Genomic DNA, 23313 nt, shown 5'->3' on the forward strand with positions numbered 1-23313 from the left:
TAATTGGATAGGAGAGAATGTTATGGCAAATGTACTCGTAATAAATTTTCCTGGGGAAGGTCATATTAATCCGACTTTAGCTGTTGTAAGTGAGTTAATTCAGCGAGGGGAAAAAGTTGTTTCTTATTGTATTGAAGATTATAGAAAGAAGGTTGAAGCAACAGGTGCGGAATTCCGAGTGTTTGAGAATTTTCTCTCTCAAATTAATATTATGGAACGAGTAAATGAAGGTGGGAGCCCTTTGACGATGCTATCTCATATGATTGAAGCATCAGAGCGTATTGTTACTCAAATTGTAGAAGAAACAAAAGAGGAAAAATATGATTATTTAATATATGATAATCATTTTCCAGTAGGACGTATTATAGCGAATATTTTACAATTACCAAGCGTTTCATCCTGTACAACGTTTGCTGTTAATCAGTACATTAATTTTCATGATGGGCAAGAATCGAGACAAGTAGATGAAATGGATCCATTATATCAATCTTGTTTAGCGGGAATGGAAAGATGGAATAAGCAGTATGGAATGAAATGTAATAGTATGTATGATATTATGAACCATCCTGGTGATATTACGATTGTATATACTTCAAAAAAATATCAGCCACGTTCAGAGGTATTTGATGAATCGTATAAATTTGTAGGTCCATCAATTGCTACTCGAAAAGAAGTGGGGAGTTTTCCTACCGAAGATTTAAAAAATGAAAAAGTGATTTTCATTTCTATGGGAACAGTTTTTAATGAACAACCTGCTTTGTATGAAAAATGTTTTGGAGCGTTTAAAGATGTAGATGCGACAGTCGTATTAGTCGTTGGCAAGAAGATAAATATAAGTCGATTTGAAAATATCCCGAAAAACTTTAAATTGTATAATTATGTCCCGCAATTAGAAGTTTTACAGCATGCTGATGTATTCGTGACACACGGTGGTATGAATAGTTCGAGTGAAGCGTTATATTACGGTGTTCCATTAGTTGTAATTCCGGTAACAGGAGATCAGCCATTCGTTGCAAAACGATTGACTGAAGTAGGGGCAGGAATAAGACTTAATCGCAACGAGTTAACTTCTGAATTATTACGTGAGACTGTAAAGAAAGTAATGGATGATGTGACGTTTAAGGAGAATAGTCGTAAAGTGGGAGAGTCGCTTAGAAATGCCGGTGGATATCAAAGGGCAGTTGAGGAAATATTCAAATTAAAAATGAAGCCGTACGTAAAGATTAAATAGATGTTAAAAACACACTTACTTTTAATTTGTAAGTGTGTTTTTAGTATTACGCGTTACATGTGCTACATAAAAATAGCGATAAAGGAGAAACTTTTGTGTATATAAATCGATACCTTTGAATTAGTAGTAAAATTACGTTAAAATAATACTAAGAAAATATATAAGTTTTGGGGGTAATGAATGAAGAAAGTATTTGAATACGTATTATTAACAATTGGCTCAATTATAGTAGCAGGTTCATTAGAGCTTATTTTAGCACCTAATGGATTAGTAGATGGCGGGGTAACGGCTATTGCTATTATGGCAAATAAAGTTGCAGGATTGCCGCTTTATGGTGTGTTCTTAGGAATTAATATCCCAATTTTATTATTTACTGCAAAAGTAATGGGAAAGAAATTTTTTATCCGTACATCTTATGCGAATGTAGTTACAACACTCGGATTAATTTATTTAAAACCATTTCCAGCAATTACGACTTCTGAGTTATTAATTGTACTTTATGGTGGAGTACTGTTTGGAATTGGTGTTGGGATTGTTGTTAAAATGGGTGGAGCAATTGACGGTTCGGAAATGTTAGCAGTTTGGATGAATAAACACTTTAATGTACCGATTAGTACATTTTTACTTGCAGTAAATGCAGTTATTTTCATCTTTGTTGCCATTTTATTTTCAATCGAACAAGCGATGTTCTCATTAGCAATTTTCTATATTGTTACGAAGATGATTGATTTTATATTAGATGGTATTAATCAAGGTAAGAGCGTTATGATTATTTCTGGTAAGAATAAAGAAATAGGCGATTTACTTATGAAAGAATTGCAACTATCTGTTACGTATCTACATGGAGAAGGTGGTTTTTTAGGGGAGCATAAGAGAATCATTTATTGCATTACAAACCGATTCATTTATCCGAAAATGAAAGATCTCGTTCTCTCTGTAGATCCAGCCGCTATAATCGAAGCTTCCTATTCAACAGAAACGACTGGTGTGAAACGTCCGGGAAGGAAAGCTAGGTCAGGTGAATAACTAGAAGAAGGCTGTCCAAAAAGTTATTTTGGACAGCCTTCTTTTTTATTTTGTTGAATTGTTAACATGTTACAAGTTAAATCCACTGTTAACAAGTTTCCTTGCAACTAGGAAACCAAGCGTCTTTTAATAATGTAGCCAACGTTTCAATTTTATTTTCTGGAATACTACCAAAGCCGAGTAATACGTATGATTCCTTACGTAAATCATTCACGAAATCATATGGAGAAAGTGGGTATAATTTAACGCTTTGTTTTTTAGCGGATTCAATCAGTTCATTTTCATTCATACTGTTATGGACACATAAAACAATATGAAGTCCGGACTGTTCGCCAAGAATTTGAACATTAGCCCCCATTTCTTTCATAATGGATTTTACTAACGCATGATGTTTTCTTTTATATAGTGTACGACTCCGATTAAGGTGACGTTCCCAATTCCCGCTTTGTATAAAGTTAGCAAAAGCAAGTTGTTGTATTGTAGCGACTGTTTGTTTGAAAATTCCATGCAGTTCTTGATATGTTTTTAAAAGATGTGGTGGTAAAACAACATATCCCATTCGTAAAGAAGGTAAAAAAGATTTTGAGAAAGTTCCCATATAAATAACGCGTTCATTTGAATCAAGACTTTGTAAAGAAGGAATCGGCTTACCAGCGTAGCGAAACTCTCCGTCATAGTCATCTTCAATAATGTATCCGCTGCAATCATTAGCCCACTTTAACAATTCTAATCTTCTAGATAAAGGCATAATAATCCCGAGCGGAAATTGGTGTGATGGTGTAACGTATGCGACATTGGAATTTGTATTGTATAAACTAGAAATATCAATCCCTTTTTCATCCAATGGTATGGGATGAATTTGTCTATCACAGCTTTTAATGATTGCGTGTATACGGTGAAATCCAGGGTTTTCAATGCCGTATTCTTTTGTAGGGCCAAGCAGTTGAAGTAGTAGCCAGAGAAGTGGCTGCGTTCCGGCGCCAATCACAATTTGATCAGGTGAAGAATGGACACCGCGAGAATGATATAAATATGTTGATATATGCTCTCGAAGAGCGAATTCACCTTGAGGGTCTTCTTTGGCAAATAGTGCATTTTCGTATGTAAGTATGGATTCTTGTAATGCTCGTTTCCAATTTGTAATCGGAAATGTATTTTGATCAATAAGTCCTTGGCTACAATCATATTCAAATTTTTCGTCTATCAAATTGCTCGTCTTCTTTGCTGCATTTCGCTTTTTATTTGGGATAACGTCAATATCGAAATTTGCTACAAAAATACCACGTTTCGGTTTACTTTCTACATAACCTTCAGCTAATAATTGTTGATAAGCTGATTCAATAGTAATGCGGCTAATATTAAGTTGTGATGCTAAATTTCTGTGTGAGGGTAGACGTGTGCCGACAGAAATAGTCCCTTGTATAATTTCAGCTTTTATATATTCGTAAATTTGCAAGTAAATAGGTGTGTTACTTTGTAATTGCAATGGGATAGTAAAATCCATATAAAACTCTCCTTTAAAACTGGCCTTATAAAAAACACTTAAACTGTCACTTAAGTGAAGGGCAGTTACTTTCTATAATAATGATATAACATTTAGAAAATTAAATAAATAGTTAGAGGAGAGTTAAAAATGAATGTTAAAGAAGTAGTAACAGAAGAGCAATTACATGAAGTATTACCTGTTTTACAGCAATTACGAATGAAACTTTCAATAGAGGAAACAAGCTCTTTATTTCGAAATATGAAAGAAGAAAATTATAAACTATTTTCGCTGCGTAATGAGAATGATGAAGTTGTTAGCCTTGCAGGTGTAGCGATTTGTACGAACTTTTATAATAAGAAACACGTTTTCGTATATGACCTTGTAACAGCAGAAGCACATCGTTCAAAAGGACATGGGAAAGTATTACTTTCGTATATAGAGAACTGGGGAAAGGAAAACGGATGTGAGTCTATCGTCCTCACGTCAGCATTTTCAAGAATTGATGCTCATCGTTTTTATGAAAGAGAAGGGTATGATAAGGTGAGTTATTCTTTTTATAAAGAATTATAAAAAATAAGAAGAAGCTGTCCTGCAAAAGTTGGGAACAGCTTCTTCTTATTTTTTAAGTTATTATTGAACCGTAAATAGGTTGTAAGTTATGGTATATGTATTTGAAAAGGTTATATAGTGTATTTTGTCGAATTGTTTTAATTTAATAAAGAGGATGATTGGAGCGCTTATACTTGAAAAAAATAAAGAAACTATCAATCCCTAATGATGCTAGAGTTATTGTCATATCTGATATTCATGGAGAATTAAATCTTTTAAAAGAAGCACTACATAAAGTTAACTTTAAAGATGAAGATTATTTAATTATTAATGGAGATCTTTGCGAGAAAGGACGAGATAGCGTAGGCGTAGTAAACTACGTTATGAATCTTGTAAAGAACAATTCAAAGGTTCACGTTGTTGAAGGGAATTGTGAAGTTTTAGTTGATGCTCTTCTAAATGAAAATCCTGGTCTTATTAATTATTTATGTACGAGGAAGCATTCAATTTTTAATGAATGGCTAGAGCAATTGGGTTTTTCAGTTCATGAGGGCACTTCAATTCGTGAAGTGAAAGAAGCATTGTTAAGTGAATTTTCACAAGAACTATATTGGCTAACAGAGTTGCCAACGGCGATTGAAACAGAAGATTATATTTTTGTGCATGCCGGTCTAGAAGATAGAGTAGATTGGAAAGAAACTGAGCGCAAAAATGCGATAGCAATGCCGGAGTTTTTCAATCAATCACATAAAGCAAATAAGTATGTAATAGTCGGTCATTGGCCTGTCGTGAACTATTCTGAAGAAGCACCGTCTAATAATCCAGTTATTGATAAGGAGAAAAAAATTATTGCAATTGATGGAGGAAATGCAATTAAAGAAGCAGGGCAATTAAACGTATTTATTATTCAGAGGAAACAAACGGGCGATACGTTTTCTTATACATATGTAGACTATTTTCCAGAGTACGAAGTAATAGCGGATTTTAATGCGAATTCAGAAATGCAGGGCGGAGTGACATATCCGTATTATTACATAGAGCCTATCGAGAAGATGCAAGATTACACCGTATGTAAACAAAAGGAAACGAATAATGTGCTCACTGTAAAAAATGAATATATGAAACAACTTAAGTCAGGGGAATATACAGTGAAAACCGATATTTCTTGTGCGCAAATAAGCGTTAGGAAGGGAGATATCGTTTCTCTCATTGATGATAGCTGTTCAGGATATGATTTAATTAAAAAAGATGGCGTAGAGGGTTGGATAGAGAAAGGGATTTTAGTTGAGATAGAAAAAGTGAAAAATAAAACATTAAGCTGAAATAGGAGGGATATAACCTCCTATTTTTTTAAAGGAGTAGATTGCTTGCTGTCTTTAATAAGTAAATAAATCGTACTTGGCAGAATGATAAGCGTCATTCCTAAAAGAATTGCTAGTATAGCATAACCTCTATAGGGAGCAGAAACGATAAAAGGAAGTATCGCTAAAAAAATACCTGCTATCATCATTGAAATACTACTAATATTTGAAGCTCTTTTTTCAAGGTACTTATCATTCCATTCTAATGAAACGGTTGATTTAGTCGTATCAATTTTGGAACTGAAATAACCTATTAATATAAGTAAAAGCCCTAATGCTAAAAATATGAAATGATCAAGAGGAAGTGAAAAGCCAAGAGCGATGAGGGCGATGACAATATCGACAAAAAATAAGAATAGTAACATTGTGTTGCCGATCCAATGGAGAAATTTCTGGTTACTCGCTGCTTTAGATAAAGCTAAAAATACAAAGAATAAGAAGGAACATATAATTATATTTATGATTACAAAAGTGCTTTTATCCATTGTTGATGTAGGCGTTCCATTAAAGTCCCATTTCGTAACAATACTTAATGGTAAGAAGAAATAGAGAATAATATTTGTCATAATAATAGTAAGAAATAAAGCAATACTAAATCGTTTATTCATTGAATCACCAGCTTTCTAAATCAATAATTGGTACCTTATAACAAAATTATACAATATAATAAATGATATTTGTTTTGATTTTTCAGAAAAAATATTATAATTATATATGAAATAAAGAGGAGTGTAGGAGGAAATTATGAATAGCGTAATAGTAAAAGGGGATAAAGTAACAATTCGTACAATTGAAGAATCAGATATAAAAACATTATGGAATCTCGTGTTTAAAGAAGAAAATCCAGAATGGAAAAAATGGGATGCACCGTATTTTCCGTTTTCAATGCAAGAATACTCATCCTATAAGGAAAAGATGCAAACTCGTTTAAAAGAAGAACCGCTATCCAATTTAATTATAGAAAATAACGGTCAAATCATTGGGACAGTTGGGTTTTATTGGGAATACAAACCGACGCGTTGGTTAGAGATGGGGCTTGTGATTTATGACCCAACATACTGGAATGGTGGATACGGTACAGAAACATTGACATTATATAGAGATTTGCTATTTGAAAAAATGGAGATTGGTAGAGTAGGAATCACGACTTGGTCTGGCAATGAACGAATGATGAAAGTAGCGGAGAAAATAGGAATGAGCTTAGAAGGTAGAATGCGAAAGTGTCGTTATTATAACGGAACATACTATGATTCTATTCGAATGGGCATGATTCGTGAAGAATGGGAAGCGCTATGTGTAACGAAGGGGTGAGAAAGATTGTACGCTATTATTGCTACATTTGATCGTGTGTTTACTAATAAAATTACAGAACTGCAAAATGAATTAACAAATGTAATTGGAACAAATCAACTAGCTGGAGTAGAACCTCATATTACGTTAGCTGATTATAATGAGTTAGATGTTCATTTGTATACTGAGAAACTAGGGGAGTTTGTAGCTATTCAAGAAAATATGGATGCAGTAACTTTTCCTTCTGTTGGAATTTTTCCTACTAATGGAACGGTCTTTCTAGCGCCGACTGTTACCGATGAATTGTTAAAACTTCATCATTCTTATCATGATTATTTTAAAACTTTTCATGACAACCCAAATTCATATTACGTACCGGGAAAATGGGTACCGCATTGTACAATTGCAAATAGATTACATACAAAGCAGTTTTTAAGTGTAATGGAATATATTTATGAGAAATTTGATTTTGTAACAGCTTCAATTGAGAAATTAAAATTAATTAAGGTGAATTATGAAAATGGTTCTGCCATTTCTTCTAGTATATTAGCAGAATATAATTTAAAGAGAATGGAGACATCGAGATGACATATATAATTAGAGAAATGAAGCAAGAAGATATTCATGCTGTACAATCAGTAGCAAAAATAGCTTGGCATGATACATATGAAGGCATTATTCCGAGAGAAATTCAAGATAGTTTTTTAGACGAGGCATATTCTGATGAAAAAATGAAATATCGTCTTAAAAATACACATTTATTCGTTGCGGAAGAAGAGGGTGAAGTAATAGGGTTTGCGAACTTTTCACCTGTTAGACTACAAAACGAAGCGGAATTAGGTGCGATTTATCTGTTACCAAATCAGCAAGGAAAAGGGATCGGAAGTGCTTTATTACAAAAAGGAATTAAAGCATTAAATGGGATACGGAAATTGTACATACATGTAGAGGCAGCAAATGAAAAAGGAAAACGCTTTTATGAAGCGAAAGGTTTTGCTGAATTAGAGCAATTTGAAGAAGACTTTGAAGGACATATGATGCAGACAGTAAGGATGGTTTTATACGTATAAGGAGGACTAGTAATGAAAATTTTTGATTTTAGTGAAAAAGTAGGAAAGCACCTATCAGTATTTCAATCTAATTTCATCATGTCGAAAATATTAAACCATCGAGGGAATATACATATCGGTGCTATGCATTTACACGAGAATGGAATCATCGGTAATCATGAAGCAGTTGTATCTCAACTGCTTCTTATTGTGAAAGGAGCAGGATATGTATGTGGGGTAAATAAAGAAAAGATAAAGATAGAGGCGGGACAAGCTGTGTTTTGGGAAAAGGGAGAGCTCCATGAAACAAGTACAGAACACGGATTAACAGCAATTGTTATGGAAGCGGAGAATCTTGAACAAGCGATAGTAATGCCTATTATTCAAGGGGAGTTGTGAAAAATGATAATTAAGGCGAATCAAGAAGATACCAAAGAAATATTAAAATATTCGGCTCAATCGCTTTTTGAAGGGACGAGAGGGAATTGTCAATTAAGTACCGAGAAAGCAATTGAGATTACAAAGCCGATTGTAGAAAAAGGAGCATACTATTTAATCGTTAAAGAAAAAAATAAAGTAATGGGATGGATATTAATAGGGGAAAATACAGACTATTTTTCTCGTGAAAAACTTGGATTTATATATGAATTGTACGTTTTCCCAGAATATCGCGGGAGAGGATTATCGCGAGAACTGATGGAAGCTGGTATTAAGGAATTAAAGGAGAAGTATTCAGAAATTCGGTTGAATGTATTTGCTGGGAATTTTGCAAAAGAGATGTACGAAGAGTTTGGGTTTGTTGAAAGGCAGGTAATTATGACTTTGAAGTGAGTAGAATAGTCTGAATGAGAGAAGAGAAAATAATGATTTAGTGGCTACTTTATCGCTGGAATTTAAAGCGAATAAGTATAAAATAGATGGTTTGCCTTTATTTTATAGTAGATTTATAGAGTGTGCTTAAAAACAAATAAATTAGTATTATACAATATATCGTTATTATAGTAAAAGAGAAATTTTGGAAAAATATCATTTTTTTGTTTAGAAATTTTTAAATTATTGATATAATCAATTTGTAGAATTGATTATTGGTTAATTTTACTATTTTTTAATTTTAAGGGGGATTTAATAATGGCAGGACAAATTCGTATGTCACCAGAGGAGCTTAAATCGAAAGCGACTCGATATGGACAAGGTGCAAATCAAATTGAGGACATTTTACGTCAACTACAAAACTTACAAAATGAATTAAGAGGAGAATGGGAAGGTCGTGCTTTCGAAGGTTTTGACCAACAGTTCAATCAATTAAAGCCAAAAGTACAAAACTTTGCACAGCTATTACAAGAAATTAATATGCAGCTTAATAAAACTGCAGAAGCTGTTGCTAGACATGACGAAGATCTTTCTCGTAATTTCGGTCTACAATAAGACAGATAAAAAGAAATATATAATTTAGCCATGCAACCATACGTTGTATGGCTAAATTACTTTAAAACTAGAGTAAGATACGAGGTCTTTCATTAGATAGACTCGCAGTCGCAGGAGTGATAAGTAGTGAAAAAGTTCAAATGGAGCATCTTGTTGTTTATTATTTTAGCTCTTGTACTATCAACAGGGGTCTCCTATTTAGCATTAAATCAAAATGTTAAGAAAGCTAATGAGAATACTACACCAAAAATGACAGTTGCGTTGGTAAATGAAGATCAGGGCACTGTATTTGAGGGCAATAAAATAGCGTTTGGAGATCAATTTGTTAAAAATGTAAATAAAAATACGAAACAAGAATGGTACGTAGTTAGCCGCGGGGTAGCAGAAAATGGATTGAAAAATAATAATTACAATATGATGATTGTTATTCCAAATGATTTTTCTAGGAAGGCAGTTGCGATTGATTCAGAGATTCCAGAGAAATTAACGTTAAACTACAAAGTAAATGCAACTGGGAATAAGGATTTGAAAGCTGAGGCAGAAAATACAGCTTCTGTTATTTTAGAAGATTTCAATAAGCAAATAATCGACGTTTATTTTGCGAGTATTATCGGTAAGCTACAAGGTGCACAAGATAATATAGGTAAAATAATTGAAAAAGGAAACGTTCAAACAACTATGTATAAAAAAGATATACATAGTCCGTTAGCAAATTACACAAATCAATTTAAAACAGTACAAGATTATACAGGTGTTTCTGTTAATAGTTTCAAAGGATTTCAGGATGTTTTAAAAGGTTTCGGTCAAGCGTTAGATGAAGGGAATAAATCTAACAGTACGTACTTAGATGGTTTTAATAACTTTCAAAAAATGCAAACTGATAACAATTTGTTAGCGAATAATTTCACAAATCAATTCAATCAATATATGAATGATATGAATACAGGCGATGCTTTAAAGCAATTAAGTGCATTGGAATCCGCTAATAAAATTATTTCAAATCAATTTACGTTTTCAGAGAAAGAACCGAATATTTTAACTGATGCTGCAGCGATTCAAAAATATTTAGTAGATGTAAAAAAACAAGTATCTGAATATGATACAGAACTTGCAGGAAAGTTAGAAAGTGATATTCAAGAGACGGTAATTAAGAAGTTAAAGCAATCTATGTCGAATGATGGAAAGCAAGAAATCTTCATAAATACATTAATGAAACAACCAGATGCTCGAATAAAGAAACAAATCGAGAATTTAATTGCGAAATTACCTAGTTTAAACATGGAAGAAATCGGTCAAAGTGATTTGCCAGATACAACGAAATTACAACTGCAAAATGTAATTCAATTTACAAAAAAATATAATAAAGAAAATAATTTTTATTATGATCCTGTAAATAAAATATCTTTAGGAAACGCTATTAAAGAAGTAAAGGATAGACTTTATACAGAGGGAATTACATTTAGTGATACTGCGAAAGTAATTAAAATGGAATCTGCACAAACTTTGAAGATAAGTATTCCGGAAGAGTTTGAACTATATGGAAGTACAGAAGCTTTGAAGATTGATGATGTGGATTACACAAGTATGTTTCTGGAGAAAAACGGAGAAATCACTATACCTCCTCGTAATGAAGGGGATATAAAAATTAATCTGAATGTGAAGTTAAAAGATCCAAACATCAATATAGATGTTTTCTCTCCTGTAATGTGGCAGTGGGAATTGAGTGGGACTCATACAAAAGAAACTAGTCCTGAAAAAGAAAAACCTAACAAAGAAGATAAAGGAACACAAACGGAAAATAGCAAGGTGGAAAATGTGGTTCATAAATCACAGTATGGCATAATGCCGTTAGTACACAATGCTAAAACGCCTATTATTCAAAAAACAGAACAGAGTAATAATGGTGACAGTGTAAAGCCTGATACAGGAGGAAAACCTGATGCAGGAGGAAAACCTGATGCAGGAGGAAAACCTGATGCAGGAGGAAAACCTGATGCAGGAGGAAATCCAGACACAGGAGGAAAACCTGATACGGGAGGAAAACCTGATACAGGAGGAAAACCTGATACGGGAGGAAATCCAGACACAGGAGGAAAACCTGATACGGGAGGAAATCCAGACACAGGAGGAAAACCTGATACGGGAGGAAAACCTGATACAGGAGGAAATCCAGACACAGGAGGGAAACCTGATACAGGAGGAAATCCAGACACAGGAGGAAAACCTGATACAGGAGGAAATCCAGACACAGGAGGGAAACCTGATACAGGAGGAAATCCAGACACGGGAGGAAAACCTGACACAGGCGAGAAGCCAGACACTGGGACAGATAACGGTAGCAATTCAAAAACTATTGAAAGTACAACGAATCAAGTTGTACATCAAAAAGCAGAAGTATTAACAAAAAATATATCTAGTGTATTAATTAAAGAAGCAGTAGATACAGTCGAAAGTTATCAAGGTTTAATGAGCCTTTACGAAATGTATTATGGGATTGATTTAAGAACGAAAGATGTAGGTCCTAAGTTAGAAGAAGGAAGTTTAGATGCAATTGCGACGGATCAATCTTTGTACTACGTATTAAATAAACAAAGCTTAATTGATTTAATTTCAAATCTTGTTTCATCAAGTATTACTACAGAAATAAAACAAGATATGTCAGGTTTAAAACAAAAAATAAACTCTTATCAACAATCTATTACTAGTGCGGATCAAAATTCTATGCTACTAGCGGAGAAATTAAATGGAACGACGCAACAAGCAACTAGTATGAATGAAAATTTAGGAGAGTATTTAAAAGGTTTAGCGAAATGGCGTGAGAATAGCTTAAAGCTAGTTGAAGAGCAGCAAGTATTAACAACAAATCATGCTGGTGAGCAAACAGCTATTTTATCGTTAGATTCTGGTATTAAATCATTAATGATGCAAAGTCAGTCATTGGTCGAAAGTTCGAAGCATAGTTTAGCAACTTCAGACGATGTATATAAAACATTTGATCAAATTAATGGACAAGCAAAAGAAATTCAAGACAGCGGAACGACAATTGTTTCAAAAGCTGATTTATTATTAAATGACTTTACGAAGAAAATGGAAGATGATAAATCATTCTCCAAAAACTTTACGAAAATTTTAGCGAATAGCCGTATTGGAGATCGTCAAAATGAGATGCTATATGACTTTTTAGCTAGTCCAGTTCAAAAGCAAAATGATGGAGTAATTGTAGCAGGAAATGCTTTTACACCATACTTAATTGTATTAACTTGTTTCATTGTTGCATTATTTACAGCATACGCAATTGCGAATCAAGAAAAGAAACGAATGCAATCAGATCATTTTGAAGAGAAATTCTCATTAATTGATATGAATGCACCAACTACAGTAGTAGCTTTCGGTATATCAATTGTGGAAGGGATTTGTATAGGTATCATTTCTGGGCGTCTTTTAAAGTTTGGTCAGGATCAAAGTTTACTATGGATTGCGTTCATCACATTTATTATGATGGCGTTTGTATTAGTCTCAACCTACTTATTACGACAAATAAAAATGGTAGGAATGTTTATACTATTAGTATTTTTAAGCATGTACCTGTTTTTAACTGAGGCAGTTGGAAGTAAAGTAGATCAAATGTCGTCTGTCGGAAAGATACGTCAATTCTCACCGCTTCAGTATATAGAAAGTTTTCTAAATGATTTTATTAGTGGTAAAGATACTGGGAAAGTTATTTTTGTCGTATTGTTTGTAATTGCCATTATTGGATTGGTTAGTAATCTATTTGTATGGCATAAGAAATGGGAGGAAAAAGAAGTAAATGATCAAACAATGGAGCATAGTGGCTAAGTTATCATTTCTCTCTATCCTTTTACTGTTTGTCGCGCTACCGATAAGGAGCGCGGCTGACAGTTATCTTGGTGATGATGGGAAGATTAAGTTTAAAGTGGATCGACTTGAAGAAAGCGACCAAGAAAAAAATAAAAAGGAACATAAGGAAACAGAATTAGATAAAGCATCGATTGAATTATTTAACAAAGATATAGAAGAAGAAATTGAGAAAAAGAAAAAGAAAGAACAAAAAGATATGGAAGCTTTGCGAGATTCTCTTTTTATAAAACAAAAAGAGAATAATAGTGTTAAAGATACGAAAAATAGTTTGTTTAGCAGTGAATACATTGTCAGAAAAAGTGCAGATGAAGTAGCAAGTAATGAAACAATGAATGAAGAGCCAATTAGTATAACAATAATATTATTATTTGGCGGTGGCATTCTACTTATTTGCATCGGTATTTATACGGTTCTTCGTAAAAGTTGGAGGTAAAGCGATGGCAATACAAACACATATCAATGTGACAGTAGATTTTAGTAAATGGAATGGAAATACATATGATTTGCGTATTCCGAATCATCAATCTATTAAATATTTATTGAAAAACTTATTAGATACGCTAAAGATTGATAATCATGAAGGTTCACATTTTGTAATTAAAGTGAAAAATAAGTCAATTGTTTTAACAGATAATGATCGTTTAATTGATCACCAAATAACAGATGGAGATATTTTGCAAGTTTTATAAAGAATATTTTTTACTTTTAGTTATTTGAAAATAAGTTATTACGGGTTATAAAGAAAAGGAGAAGAGGATAAACATGACGGAAAAAATAATTCAAATTGATGCAATGAACTATCAATTTCAAATAGAAAAAGAAAATTGGAAATTGGAGATGACCAAATCTCAAACACGTATAAAAGACTTCCGTCAATTCGATATAATTACGGGCGAATCATCTGAATTTGTACCATTAACAATAGAAAAAACGGATGATATGTTTACGTTTCTATATCAAGTAGATAAAAAATTATATAAGTGGGACGATCTTAGCCGTTTTGGAAGAAATGAGAAATTAAGACTACTTCGGAATGTTGCGCAGTTTCGTAAATATTTAAATAAACGAATCACGTTCTTTTTACATCCAGACAATATAGTTTTTAATGCTAATTTAATACCAAGTATTATACATAGAGGAATTCGAGATATTGTTCCGCCAACCCCATTATTAGAAGAGCAATTTTTAACACAATATAAGTGTCTAATTATTGCTTTATTCTCCCAAAAACATAACTTTGATGATTTGTATGCTGGGTTACTAAAAGATGCAAAAGAAACAACATTTGAACAGACCGTTGCTCAAATGGAAAGCTTAGATGCATTACTGCAGTTTCTTGATGACAGCTTTGAGAAGGAACAAACAAAAACAGAAAAAAATATGCAGTTAGTACCTAAAAAAAGCTATAAATCATTTAAATACTTAGCTTTTTCCTTCATAGCGGCGACAGTTATTTTAGCTGCTCCTTTAATATATTTCACTTTTATAAAATTTCCTTATCAAAATAAATTGTTAGAAGCAAATGCAAGTTTCATAGCAACTGATTATGACAAAGTCATTACGCAATTGAATGAGGAGGAGTTTGAATCATTACCGATTGCATCTAAATATGAGTTAGCATTTGCATACATTACAGCTGAAAAACTAGGTGAAGCTCAAAAGAAATCGATTATGAAAAACATTAGTTTGAAAAGTGATGAAAAGTATTTGCTGTATTGGATGTATAACGGAAAAGGTAATTTTGATAAATCATTAGATTTAGCTAAGACACTTGATGATCCTCAGCTTATTATGTACGGCCTTGTTAAACAAATTGAATCACTGAAAAATAATCCGGATTTATCAGGGGAAGAACGTGATCAAAAGTTAAAAACATATGAGCAACAATTAGATGAATATAAAAAGAAATATGGCAATTCATCAAGCGATAAAAATTTGTCGGACACAGAGAAAAAAGAGTAAGCACTTGATGAGACAGTTGAAAAGGAGCAGTGAACACGGATGGAGCAACTATTAGTATTGACTTATGGAGACAAAATATATAAGTGCACATTACATCCAAATGAGCAATCAATAGTGTCGATTGGAAAAGAGTGGACAAATGATATTACGAATCCAAGTTTAGAACAAGAAGTAGAGTTAAAGTGGAATAATGAAGTAAATGCTTGGATGGTACAGGATCAATTAATAGAATTTAATAAGGAAACTGAGATTGGGAAAACAAGAGATGTGAGCTTGAAAATCTTTATATCTATTGTTGGCACAACTAGAGTGTTTGATATCGGAACGAAACATTCTCTTACAGTGAGTCAAAACGATTACGATGATATTTCTATTACCGGGACTAGTGTCGATTTAATGCTATCTCGCGAAACGTTGTACGATTCTTTTAAAGTGAACGTGTATGGCGGGGATGTATTTCATAATTATACGAAGTTAAAAGATAGCGTTATATTGGAATCAGGAGACGTATTATATTTTGATGGTATTTTATTGGAGATTGGTAGTGAAGACATTCAAGTACTTTCTTCAGAAGATAAAGTGAAATCTGAGTTACCTATTTTAGTAGAATCAGAAACAAATTATCAAAGTGGTTATCCAGACTATCATCGTTCACCACGTATTATTTACCGTGAACCAGAAGAGAAAATGACAATTGCAAAGCCTTCAAGTATGCCATCAAAACCAACGGAGCATTTAGCAAGAATCATTGCACCTTCACTTGTCATGATTGTCGTAACCGTATTACTTGCTATTTTCATGAAATATGGAATGTTTATTATCGCATCGATTGCGATGACATTAGTAACAATCATTGTTTCTGTCACATCGTATATAAAAAATTTAAAGCAATATAAAGTCGATATTGTTGAACGAGATAAAAGCTATAGAGAGTATATAAAACAAAAAACGAAAGATTTACATGCAGAAAGTGAAAAACAGCGTCACGCATTACATTATCACAATCCAAATGTAGAAGTAATACGTAATATGGCAGTTCAAGTAAATCCTCGAATTTATGAAAAAACAATGTTACATCATGATTTCTTAACATTTAGCGTTGGAACAGGACAAGCTAATACGAGTTTTGAAATTCAATTTAATGAAGAAGAATTTAGTCAAACGAAAGATGAATTAATTGATATAGCACGTGAACTAAGACAGCGTTATCTATCGTTGGAAGATGTACCAGTTGTAACAGATTTAATGAATGGACCAGTCGGTTATATTGGTCAACGCTCTTTAGTGTTAGAGCAATTACAATTATTAGTTGCACAAACGGCTTTATTCCATAGTTATTATGACTTGCAGTTTATTACTATTTTTCCGGAAGAAGAAAAAGAAAAATGGGATTGGATGCGCTGGTTACCTCATGGAAGTGTTCGCGATATAAATGTACGTGGATTTGTATACCATGATCGTAGCCGTGATCAAGTGTTAAATAGTTTGTATCAAATATTGAAAGAACGAAAATTAAAACTAGATGAAAAAAGTTCTACTAATGAAAAAATGTACTTTGCACCGCACTATGTCGTTCTCATTACAGATGAAAAACTAATATTAGACCATGTTGTTATGGAATTCTTTAATGATGATCCGAGTCAATTAGGTGTATCACTTGTATTTGTACAAGATGTTATGCAAAGTTTACCGGAGCATGTGAAAACGGTAATAGATATAAGAGATGCAAAACAAGGGAACATCATCTTAGAGCAAGGAGAACTTGTTAACCGTCAATTTAAACTAAATCATGTGCCAAAAGGATTCAATTTAGAAGATATTTCACGGGCATTAGCACCATTAAATCATTTGCAAAACTTAAAAAATAGTATTCCAGAAAGCGTAACATTTTTAGAAATGTACGGCGTTGAAAAAGTAAAAGAACTGAATATCACAAGTCGTTGGGAGAAAAATGCAGCGCATAAATCTTTAGCTGTACCACTTGGATTACGTGGTAAAGAAGATATCGTAAACTTAAACTTACACGAAAAAGCACACGGACCACACGGATTAATAGCAGGTACAACAGGTTCAGGTAAATCGGAAATTATACAATCGTATATTTTATCTCTAGCAGTCAATTTCCACCCGTACGAAGTAGCCTTTTTACTAATTGACTATAAAGGCGGCGGAATGGCGAATTTATTCAAAAACTTACCGCATTTATTAGGAACAATTACGAACTTAGATGGAGCACAAAGTATGAGAGCGCTCGCATCAATTAAAGCTGAATTACAGAAAAGACAACGATTATTTGGTGAAAATGATGTAAACCATATTAATCAGTATCAAAAACTGTATAAAGAAGGCTTAGTAAGTGAGCCGATGCCGCATCTATTTTTAATTAGTGATGAATTCGCGGAACTGAAGTCAGAACAACCAGAGTTTATGAAAGAGTTAGTTTCAACAGCGCGTATCGGTCGTTCGCTCGGAATCCATTTAATATTAGCTACGCAAAAACCGAGTGGTGTTGTAGATGATCAAATTTGGAGTAACTCGAAATTCAAACTAGCATTAAAAGTTCAAAATACGTCAGATAGTAATGAAATTTTAAAAACACCAGATGCTGCTGAAATTACATTACCAGGACGTGCTTACTTACAAGTTGGGAATAATGAAATTTATGAACTATTCCAATCAGCCTGGAGCGGAGCAGACTATGTAGAAAACAAAGAGGATAAAGAACATTTAGACGCAACAATCTATGCAATAAATGATCTAGGACAATATGAAATATTAAGTGAAGATTTAAGTGGACTTGGTAGCAGTAAAGAAGTAATAAGCGTACCGTCTGAACTGGATGCTGTTATTGACTACATTCACGATTACGCAGAAATAAATGAAATTGAAGCATTAGCAAGACCGTGGTTACCACCACTTCCAGAAAGCGTATATTTACAAGACTTACATGCTATTCAGTTCAAAGAAGCATGGACGAAAGAAAAGAAACCATTACAAGCAACAGTTGGTCTACTAGATCAGCCTGAATTACAATCACAAACACCATTAACATTAGATATTAGTAAAGACGGACACGTAGCGGTCTTCTCAAGCCCAGGCTACGGAAAATCAACATTCTTACAATCAGTCATTATGGATGTAGCTCGTCAGCATAGTCCGGAGCATTTGCATGTGTATTTAGTGGACCTTGGAACAAATGGTCTTCTACCTTTGAAAGGATTACCTCATGTAGCGGATACGATTACGATTGATGAATCTGAAAAATGTTTAAAGTTTGTTGAAAGATTAACTCAAGAAATGAAAAATCGTAAACGATTATTAAGTGAATATGACGTTGCAAATATTGAAATGTATGAAAAGGCAAGCGGGAAAGAAATACCACATATTATTATTGCAATCGACAATTATGATGCAGTAAAAGAAGCGAAGTTCTATGAAAGCTTTGAAATGCTAATTATGCAAATTGTCCGAGATGGTGCAAGTTTAGGAATTCATACCTTAATTAGTGCAGGGCGACAAAATGCACTTAGAATTCAATTGTACAATAATATTAAAATCCAAACTTGCCTATATATGATTGATCAAAGTGAAGTAGCTAGTATTGTAGGGAGATCTGATATAAAAGTGGAAGAAACAGCAGGAAGAGCGTTAATAAAACTAGAATCTCCTACATTATTCCAGGTTGCATTACCTACGAAAGCAGAAGATGAATTACAGCAAATTCAATTATTACAACAAGAAGCAAATGATATGGATCGAGAATGGGATGGAGAACGTCCGAAGGCAATTCCAATGATGCCAGAAGTGATTGATATTGCTACTTATCGTAAAAATAAAGACATTACAAAAGCTCTACAAGCAGCAAGAATTCCAATGGGGCTTGATTTTGCAAACGTAGAAGTTGTAGCTCATGATATTGCAGTGAATGATCATTTAATGATTTATAGTGTAGATGATAGTATGAGAAAACAAATTGTATCTAGCATCCTATCTCAATTGAATAAAGATTATTTTGAAAGTGTGACGTTGGTGGATACAGCAGAGTATAGTTTCGTTCAATATAAAGACGATGTGACGCACTACATTGTAGACGAAAATGAAATCAATATGCATGCGAAGTATTGGATGGAAGTAATTCGTGAACGAGCTTTTGAATTAGCACAAGCAAGACAAGAAGGTAGAGAAATTCCCGCATTCACAAAACAACTCATTATCATGACAAATGTTGAAGAGTTTAGTAAATTTGTTTATTTAGAAATGGAGGATGCAGCGACTTTAATTGATTTATCTCGTACAGTAGGTATTTACTTTGTATTAGCAGGTCACCACGACTACATGGACCGAAATCGTGAAGCTCTACCTATGAAAATGAGAAGTAAACTAACAGCAGCAATTATCGCAATGCCATTAAATGATCAAAGTATCTTCAATATAAAATATATAAGCAACGAAGCACCATTAGGTAAAGATGAAGTGTATTACTATCAAAAAGGGAACATAATGAAACTAAAAATGCCTAGAGTAACTAACGAGGTGACAGTATGAAATTAAAGAAGAAAGCTAAGGTGATGATAGTCGTGTCAATAATGGCAAGTTTATTAAGTGGATGTGGTTTTGGAGAGACAAAGATAGAGTATGAGAGATTAGTAAAGGCGTTGGATGAAGGGGATATGAAGACGGTTATGTCTGCGAGTGATGATGGGTATGCGTATGTGAAAGAAGAGGTTAGGGATAGTACGTTTTGGGCGGAAAATGATAAACGCATTAACGTCGTATATCAAACGACAGGAGCGGTATACAATATCAAAGAAAAAAGGTTCTATGGGACAACTTTACAAGAAATTGCTAGTTCATTAAATAATGAGCAAAAAAAAGAAGAAACTATATATAGAACTAGTATTAAATATGAAGATAATCAATTGAAAAGTCCAGATCAAAGTTTGGATGTTTCGAATGTTCATTTTATATTTGATAGATTGAAGGGAATAGATAGTTTAAAACCCAAAAAAGATAAAAAAAGATTTAGTGAACCATCCAAGGTAACATATTACTTAACTGAATCGGAATTTCAAGAAATAATTAATGATAAGTTAAAGGTGGACTATGATAAATTTGATGAAGCAATATTATTATTGGAATTTAATTCGGCAAAAGATACAAAAGAAAATCCTATGGAATTCACTACGATAAGCATAACGATAGGGTATGAAAAAAAGAATAAAGAAGGTCAATTAATAAGACATGATCAAAAAATAGCAATCTATTTAAATACTAAAGAAGATAATAATGAAAATTCTAAAAACAAATATGAGGAGTATGAAAGACAATATATGAATAATAGGTAATGTATAAAATAGGAGGGAATAAGTGTGGGGAATAGTACAAATGATCTCCAAAGATTTAAAATAAACAGTGATGTAGGAAAATTAAGATTAGCAGCAGCTGATATTTATGCTTTTAATGAAAAAGAAGATGATTATAGTAATCCAGACCCAGGAAAAAATAAGAAAAGACTAGAAGATAACTTTGATGCCGAACTAATAGCAGAGGATGATCAACATCCTCAGACTGGTTTTGGGGCATACGCTCTAAAAGACAACCATACAGGTGAAATTTTTATAGTTTACGTTGGAACGCAACCGAGTCAAATAGGCGATTTAGCAACTGATGGAGCAATTGGACTGCATAATTTAACTAATTCACCTATATTTGGGTCATTAGCGGAGTTTCAGTATAGTCAAGCGGAAAGATTTTATGAAAAAGTCAAAGCGGATAATAAAGGAAAGAAGATAACTTTACTAGGGCACTCTTTAGGTGGCGGAGCAGCGAATACAGTTGCATTAAGACATCAAGAAGATAATATAAACGTATTAGCTTTAAATCCTGCGCCTGTTTTAAATAAAGATGTGGTTAAGTACGGATACGGGACCAATATGAAAAATTGCCGCAGTCTTATAAATGAATATGATCCTTTGTATGGCGCCATTAAAGCCGCAGATTTTGTAATACCTGGACAGGTTTATAAAATGGAAAATGGGGAAGGGCATTCTTTTTTATATGATCCAAAATTTTATTCTGGGAATGGGAATGTAGCAATAGATAAATTGAAAAAGGTTAGCGAAACAGGATTTGATTGGAAATTTGGTTTTTTAGAAATATCAGAATCTGCTGGGGACCTATATAAAGGAATCACTGGAAAAAAAAAATTAAGTACAACAGAAGAAGTTGTAGTGGATTTAGTAGTAAATGGAACCCCAGTCAGTGCAATTCTAGTTGCAATAACAGTAGTAGGAGATACTAGTGCTCTAGCAACAAAAATAGCAAGTATAGGTGTAGAAACAGGAAAAAAAGCTTTGAAATTTAGTAAGGAAGTTATACTAGAAGTTAGAAATCAGGTAAATGCGGCTGTGGATTGGATAGAGAATAAATTAGCAAAATGTAAGGAAAAGGTACTTGAAGTGTTAGAATCAGTATTTAACGCAGCTGTAGATTTTTTAGTAGGATGCATTATTCTTTATTTATCACGTGATGAAATTATAACAATTGCAAAAGAAGTAGCATCTTCCCTTGTTCAAGATATTTTAGATGTATTTAAAGGTGACTTTGAAATTGATACAAATATTGCTTCAATTGCTGGAGATTATGTAAGAAGCCATCGCCAATCATTATTAAACTATTTTATGAATGATGGTAGTAGAGGGGTAAATCGTTCATTATTAGTAGAGATTTCCAGAGATGTGAACGAACTTTCAAATGATTTAAAAGAGTTAAGTCAAGATGTTACAGATGCGGTAATTTCTATGATAGCAAAAGATGAAGAGTTAGCTTCAGTTTCCTATTATTGATAAATGTTAAGGGAGGGGGAATGAAGATGGATTTACATATGATAATGTCGAGGGTTCATAGTACATTTCCGGACAGTGGTGGGCGAGATCAAATTATTAACGTTGTTATGCAACTTGAAAAAGCAGCTGTATCTTTGACAGGAGATATTAGAAGATTAGAAAGTAGTATTGATAATAGTTTGCAAGGTAAAACACGTGATGCTTTTATTGATCGTATCCGCCAATTAGAAAAAAGGCGACAAAAAATAGAAGAGAAAATTATCGTGTTAAAAGGATCGGTGAATTAATATGAAAGATTATATGGAGAAAGTTTTGCCTTTAGGAAGTGTAGTGAGGTTGAGTACTGAGGAAGAAAAAGATGTAGAGTATGTAATTACTACAAGAGGAATACTTCTCGATGAAGACACTTTCTATGATTATGGTGGGGTATTACACCCAGTAGGTTTGACGGCAGAGACATATAAATTATTCAATGACTTTGATATTTTAGAAGTGAAATTTGAAGGGTATAAAAATTCTATTGAAGGAAAATTTTCTCATAATTTTAAAATATGGCGAAATGAATTTGTAAAAACGATAAAGAACAAGGCTGAAAATAATAAGTAACAATTATTAATAAAACAAGGGCTATAATATATTTAGAAATAAATAGACTTTCCTCTTCCTACATGGAAAGAGGAAAGTCTATTTTTGATTGAATAAGAATCTAAATATCTAGTATTACGTGGGAACAACATGAAAAAGAACGTCAAGAATTTATAGCGAATAGAAAAAGAATAAAATAAAAGTTGAAATAACATTTGTAAATAATAGTCATAGACTGTTTTTTATGGTGGAAATCTATTTGTGAAGAAATGAATCATTTTATCCTATATGATAAAAATGGTATATTTTGGTATTTTTATAGTTAGGAAAATGTTATTCTAAAAGGAGTATGTTGGGTGAATCATAGACATAAGAAAAAGAAATCGAAACAAATAAGAAAAGAAGCTGTTCAGATAAAACCGATAGTAGAAGAAAAACCACTAAAGAAGAGTAGCAAAAAGTTAGTTGATATTCTTCTAGGTATTCTTCTTTTCCCAATTTTTATATGGGCTGTCTTGGAAGGTTCTACAACACAAGTAAGCAAAGGGAAGACTTTCCTTATTATCGTTTTCTTTCTCTTAATTGCAATAGGGCTATCTATGATAGGAAACAAATAAGGGGGAGT

General features: G+C 33.1%; 21 protein-coding genes and 2 pseudogenes. 21 read left to right on the forward strand and 2 right to left on the reverse strand.

Features of this window, described 5'->3' with window-relative positions:
* Nucleotides 1–22 precede the first annotated feature (22 nt).
* The gene (locus GBN91_RS18560) at nucleotides 23–1231 is read left to right on the forward strand and encodes a macrolide family glycosyltransferase (protein WP_086412794.1); all 1209 of its coding nucleotides are present in this window, start codon (nucleotides 23–25) and stop codon (nucleotides 1229–1231) included.
* A gap of 180 nt (nucleotides 1232–1411) precedes the next feature.
* The gene (locus tag GBN91_RS18565; RefSeq protein WP_000755125.1) at nucleotides 1412–2257 is read left to right on the forward strand and encodes a YitT family protein; all 846 of its coding nucleotides are present in this window, start codon (nucleotides 1412–1414) and stop codon (nucleotides 2255–2257) included.
* Between the two features lie 88 nt (nucleotides 2258–2345).
* On the opposite strand, the gene pdxR is transcribed toward GBN91_RS18565, so the two are convergent.
* A complete protein-coding gene (gene pdxR, locus GBN91_RS18570) occupies nucleotides 2346–3761 on the reverse strand; it encodes a MocR-like pyridoxine biosynthesis transcription factor PdxR (protein ID WP_071740424.1) in 1416 nt (471 codons plus the stop codon).
* A 129-nt stretch (nucleotides 3762–3890) separates the two neighbouring features.
* Here pdxR and GBN91_RS18575 point away from each other — a divergent pair, with 129 nt between their 5' ends.
* Together GBN91_RS18575 and GBN91_RS18580 are read left to right on the forward strand one after the other, a co-directional pair.
* Nucleotides 3891–4313, forward strand: a complete 423-nt coding sequence (locus GBN91_RS18575) for a GNAT family N-acetyltransferase (protein WP_152121968.1) — start codon at nucleotides 3891–3893, stop codon at nucleotides 4311–4313.
* Nucleotides 4314–4486: 173 nt separating this feature from the next.
* A complete protein-coding gene (locus GBN91_RS18580; RefSeq protein WP_000721385.1) occupies nucleotides 4487–5614 on the forward strand; it encodes a metallophosphoesterase in 1128 nt (375 codons plus the stop codon).
* A gap of 20 nt (nucleotides 5615–5634) precedes the next feature.
* Here GBN91_RS18580 and GBN91_RS18585 read toward each other — a convergent pair whose 3' ends face one another.
* A complete protein-coding gene (locus GBN91_RS18585; protein ID WP_152121970.1) occupies nucleotides 5635–6261 on the reverse strand; it encodes a DUF1648 domain-containing protein in 627 nt (208 codons plus the stop codon).
* Nucleotides 6262–6397: 136 nt separating this feature from the next.
* Here GBN91_RS18585 and GBN91_RS18590 point away from each other — a divergent pair, with 136 nt between their 5' ends.
* The 17 genes and pseudogenes from GBN91_RS18590 to GBN91_RS18665 all read left to right on the forward strand — a co-directional run bounded on the left by GBN91_RS18590 (nucleotide 6398) and on the right by GBN91_RS18665 (nucleotide 23305).
* Complete coding sequence (locus GBN91_RS18590) at nucleotides 6398–6964, forward strand: GNAT family N-acetyltransferase (RefSeq protein ID WP_001089593.1); 567 nt, start codon at nucleotides 6398–6400, stop codon at nucleotides 6962–6964.
* A 6-nt stretch (nucleotides 6965–6970) separates the two neighbouring features.
* Nucleotides 6971–7531, forward strand: a complete 561-nt coding sequence (locus GBN91_RS18595) for a 2'-5' RNA ligase family protein (RefSeq protein ID WP_152121972.1) — start codon at nucleotides 6971–6973, stop codon at nucleotides 7529–7531.
* Complete coding sequence (locus GBN91_RS18600; RefSeq protein WP_086392197.1) at nucleotides 7528–8013, forward strand: GNAT family N-acetyltransferase; 486 nt, start codon at nucleotides 7528–7530, stop codon at nucleotides 8011–8013. Before GBN91_RS18595 ends, GBN91_RS18600 begins: the two co-directional genes overlap by 4 nt.
* A 12-nt stretch (nucleotides 8014–8025) precedes the next feature.
* Complete coding sequence (locus tag GBN91_RS18605; protein ID WP_000688078.1) at nucleotides 8026–8391, forward strand: hypothetical protein; 366 nt, start codon at nucleotides 8026–8028, stop codon at nucleotides 8389–8391.
* 3 nt (nucleotides 8392–8394) lie between these two features.
* On the forward strand, nucleotides 8395–8823 hold the full coding sequence (locus GBN91_RS18610) for a GNAT family N-acetyltransferase (RefSeq protein WP_069604493.1): 429 nt from the start codon (nucleotides 8395–8397) through the stop codon (nucleotides 8821–8823).
* Between the two features lie 297 nt (nucleotides 8824–9120).
* On the forward strand, nucleotides 9121–9417 hold the full coding sequence (locus GBN91_RS18615) for a WXG100 family type VII secretion target (RefSeq protein ID WP_000918601.1): 297 nt from the start codon (nucleotides 9121–9123) through the stop codon (nucleotides 9415–9417).
* Nucleotides 9418–9543: 126 nt separating this feature from the next.
* Complete coding sequence (esaA, locus tag GBN91_RS18620) at nucleotides 9544–13254, forward strand: type VII secretion protein EsaA (RefSeq protein WP_226800170.1); 3711 nt, start codon at nucleotides 9544–9546, stop codon at nucleotides 13252–13254.
* Nucleotides 13226–13729 carry a type VII secretion protein EssA gene (essA, locus tag GBN91_RS18625; RefSeq protein WP_000595653.1) on the forward strand — a complete coding sequence of 168 codons (504 nt, stop codon included), beginning with the start codon at nucleotides 13226–13228 and terminating at the stop codon, nucleotides 13727–13729. The genes esaA and essA overlap by 29 nt, the downstream gene beginning before the upstream one ends.
* Before the next feature lie 4 nt (nucleotides 13730–13733).
* The gene (locus GBN91_RS18630) at nucleotides 13734–13985 is read left to right on the forward strand and encodes an EsaB/YukD family protein (protein WP_001007571.1); all 252 of its coding nucleotides are present in this window, start codon (nucleotides 13734–13736) and stop codon (nucleotides 13983–13985) included.
* Nucleotides 13986–14058: 73 nt separating this feature from the next.
* A complete protein-coding gene (essB, locus tag GBN91_RS18635) occupies nucleotides 14059–15258 on the forward strand; it encodes a type VII secretion protein EssB (protein WP_152121974.1) in 1200 nt (399 codons plus the stop codon).
* Nucleotides 15259–15297: 39 nt separating this feature from the next.
* A pseudogene (locus GBN91_RS29725) lies at nucleotides 15298–15579 on the forward strand (FtsK/SpoIIIE N-terminal domain-containing protein); the annotation flags it as partial.
* Nucleotides 15574–19803 (forward strand): annotated as a pseudogene (gene essC / locus GBN91_RS18640) (type VII secretion protein EssC); the annotation flags it as partial. The pseudogenes GBN91_RS29725 and essC, both read left to right, overlap by 6 nt.
* Nucleotides 19800–20603 (forward strand): DUF3952 domain-containing protein, encoded by an 804-nt coding sequence (locus GBN91_RS18645; protein WP_152121979.1) that lies wholly within the window; start codon nucleotides 19800–19802, stop codon nucleotides 20601–20603. The pseudogene essC and the gene GBN91_RS18645, both read left to right, overlap by 4 nt.
* Nucleotides 20604–20627: 24 nt before the next feature.
* A complete protein-coding gene (locus tag GBN91_RS18650) occupies nucleotides 20628–22103 on the forward strand; it encodes an alpha/beta hydrolase family protein (RefSeq protein WP_152121981.1) in 1476 nt (491 codons plus the stop codon).
* A gap of 26 nt (nucleotides 22104–22129) precedes the next feature.
* Nucleotides 22130–22390: a hypothetical protein gene (locus GBN91_RS18655; RefSeq protein ID WP_000363091.1), complete on the forward strand. Its 261-nt coding sequence runs from the start codon at nucleotides 22130–22132 to the stop codon at nucleotides 22388–22390.
* A 1-nt stretch (nucleotide 22391) separates the two neighbouring features.
* A complete protein-coding gene (locus GBN91_RS18660; protein ID WP_016122375.1) occupies nucleotides 22392–22709 on the forward strand; it encodes a DUF4176 domain-containing protein in 318 nt (105 codons plus the stop codon).
* 335 nt (nucleotides 22710–23044) lie between these two features.
* Entirely contained in the window at nucleotides 23045–23305 is a 261-nt protein-coding gene (locus GBN91_RS18665) for a hypothetical protein (RefSeq protein WP_016122376.1), read from the forward strand.
* Nucleotides 23306–23313 lie beyond the last annotated feature (8 nt).

The organism is Bacillus sp. B1-WWTP-T-0.5-Post-4 (assembly GCF_009183795.1).
GTDB lineage: Bacteria > Bacillota > Bacilli > Bacillales > Bacillaceae_G > Bacillus_A > Bacillus_A cereus.

Excerpts from the sequence above, each read along its gene's own strand:
- GBN91_RS18560 (WP_086412794.1), top strand. The coding sequence starts at position 23 with ATGGCAAATGTACTCGTAATAAATTTTCCTGGGGAAGGTCATATTAAT.
- GBN91_RS18565 (WP_000755125.1), top strand. The coding sequence starts at position 1,412 with ATGAAGAAAGTATTTGAATACGTATTATTAACAATTGGCTCAATTATA.
- pdxR (WP_071740424.1), bottom strand. The coding sequence starts at position 3,761 with ATGGATTTTACTATCCCATTGCAATTACAAAGTAACACACCTATTTAC.
- GBN91_RS18575 (WP_152121968.1), top strand. The coding sequence starts at position 3,891 with ATGAATGTTAAAGAAGTAGTAACAGAAGAGCAATTACATGAAGTATTA.
- GBN91_RS18585 (WP_152121970.1), bottom strand. The coding sequence starts at position 6,261 with ATGAATAAACGATTTAGTATTGCTTTATTTCTTACTATTATTATGACA.
- GBN91_RS18590 (WP_001089593.1), top strand. The coding sequence starts at position 6,398 with ATGAATAGCGTAATAGTAAAAGGGGATAAAGTAACAATTCGTACAATT.
- GBN91_RS18600 (WP_086392197.1), top strand. The coding sequence starts at position 7,528 with ATGACATATATAATTAGAGAAATGAAGCAAGAAGATATTCATGCTGTA.
- GBN91_RS18605 (WP_000688078.1), top strand. The coding sequence starts at position 8,026 with ATGAAAATTTTTGATTTTAGTGAAAAAGTAGGAAAGCACCTATCAGTA.
- GBN91_RS18610 (WP_069604493.1), top strand. The coding sequence starts at position 8,395 with ATGATAATTAAGGCGAATCAAGAAGATACCAAAGAAATATTAAAATAT.
- GBN91_RS18615 (WP_000918601.1), top strand. The coding sequence starts at position 9,121 with ATGGCAGGACAAATTCGTATGTCACCAGAGGAGCTTAAATCGAAAGCG.
- essA (WP_000595653.1), top strand. The coding sequence starts at position 13,226 with ATGATCAAACAATGGAGCATAGTGGCTAAGTTATCATTTCTCTCTATC.
- GBN91_RS18630 (WP_001007571.1), top strand. The coding sequence starts at position 13,734 with ATGGCAATACAAACACATATCAATGTGACAGTAGATTTTAGTAAATGG.
- essB (WP_152121974.1), top strand. The coding sequence starts at position 14,059 with ATGACGGAAAAAATAATTCAAATTGATGCAATGAACTATCAATTTCAA.
- GBN91_RS18645 (WP_152121979.1), top strand. The coding sequence starts at position 19,800 with ATGAAATTAAAGAAGAAAGCTAAGGTGATGATAGTCGTGTCAATAATG.
- GBN91_RS18655 (WP_000363091.1), top strand. The coding sequence starts at position 22,130 with ATGGATTTACATATGATAATGTCGAGGGTTCATAGTACATTTCCGGAC.
- GBN91_RS18660 (WP_016122375.1), top strand. The coding sequence starts at position 22,392 with ATGAAAGATTATATGGAGAAAGTTTTGCCTTTAGGAAGTGTAGTGAGG.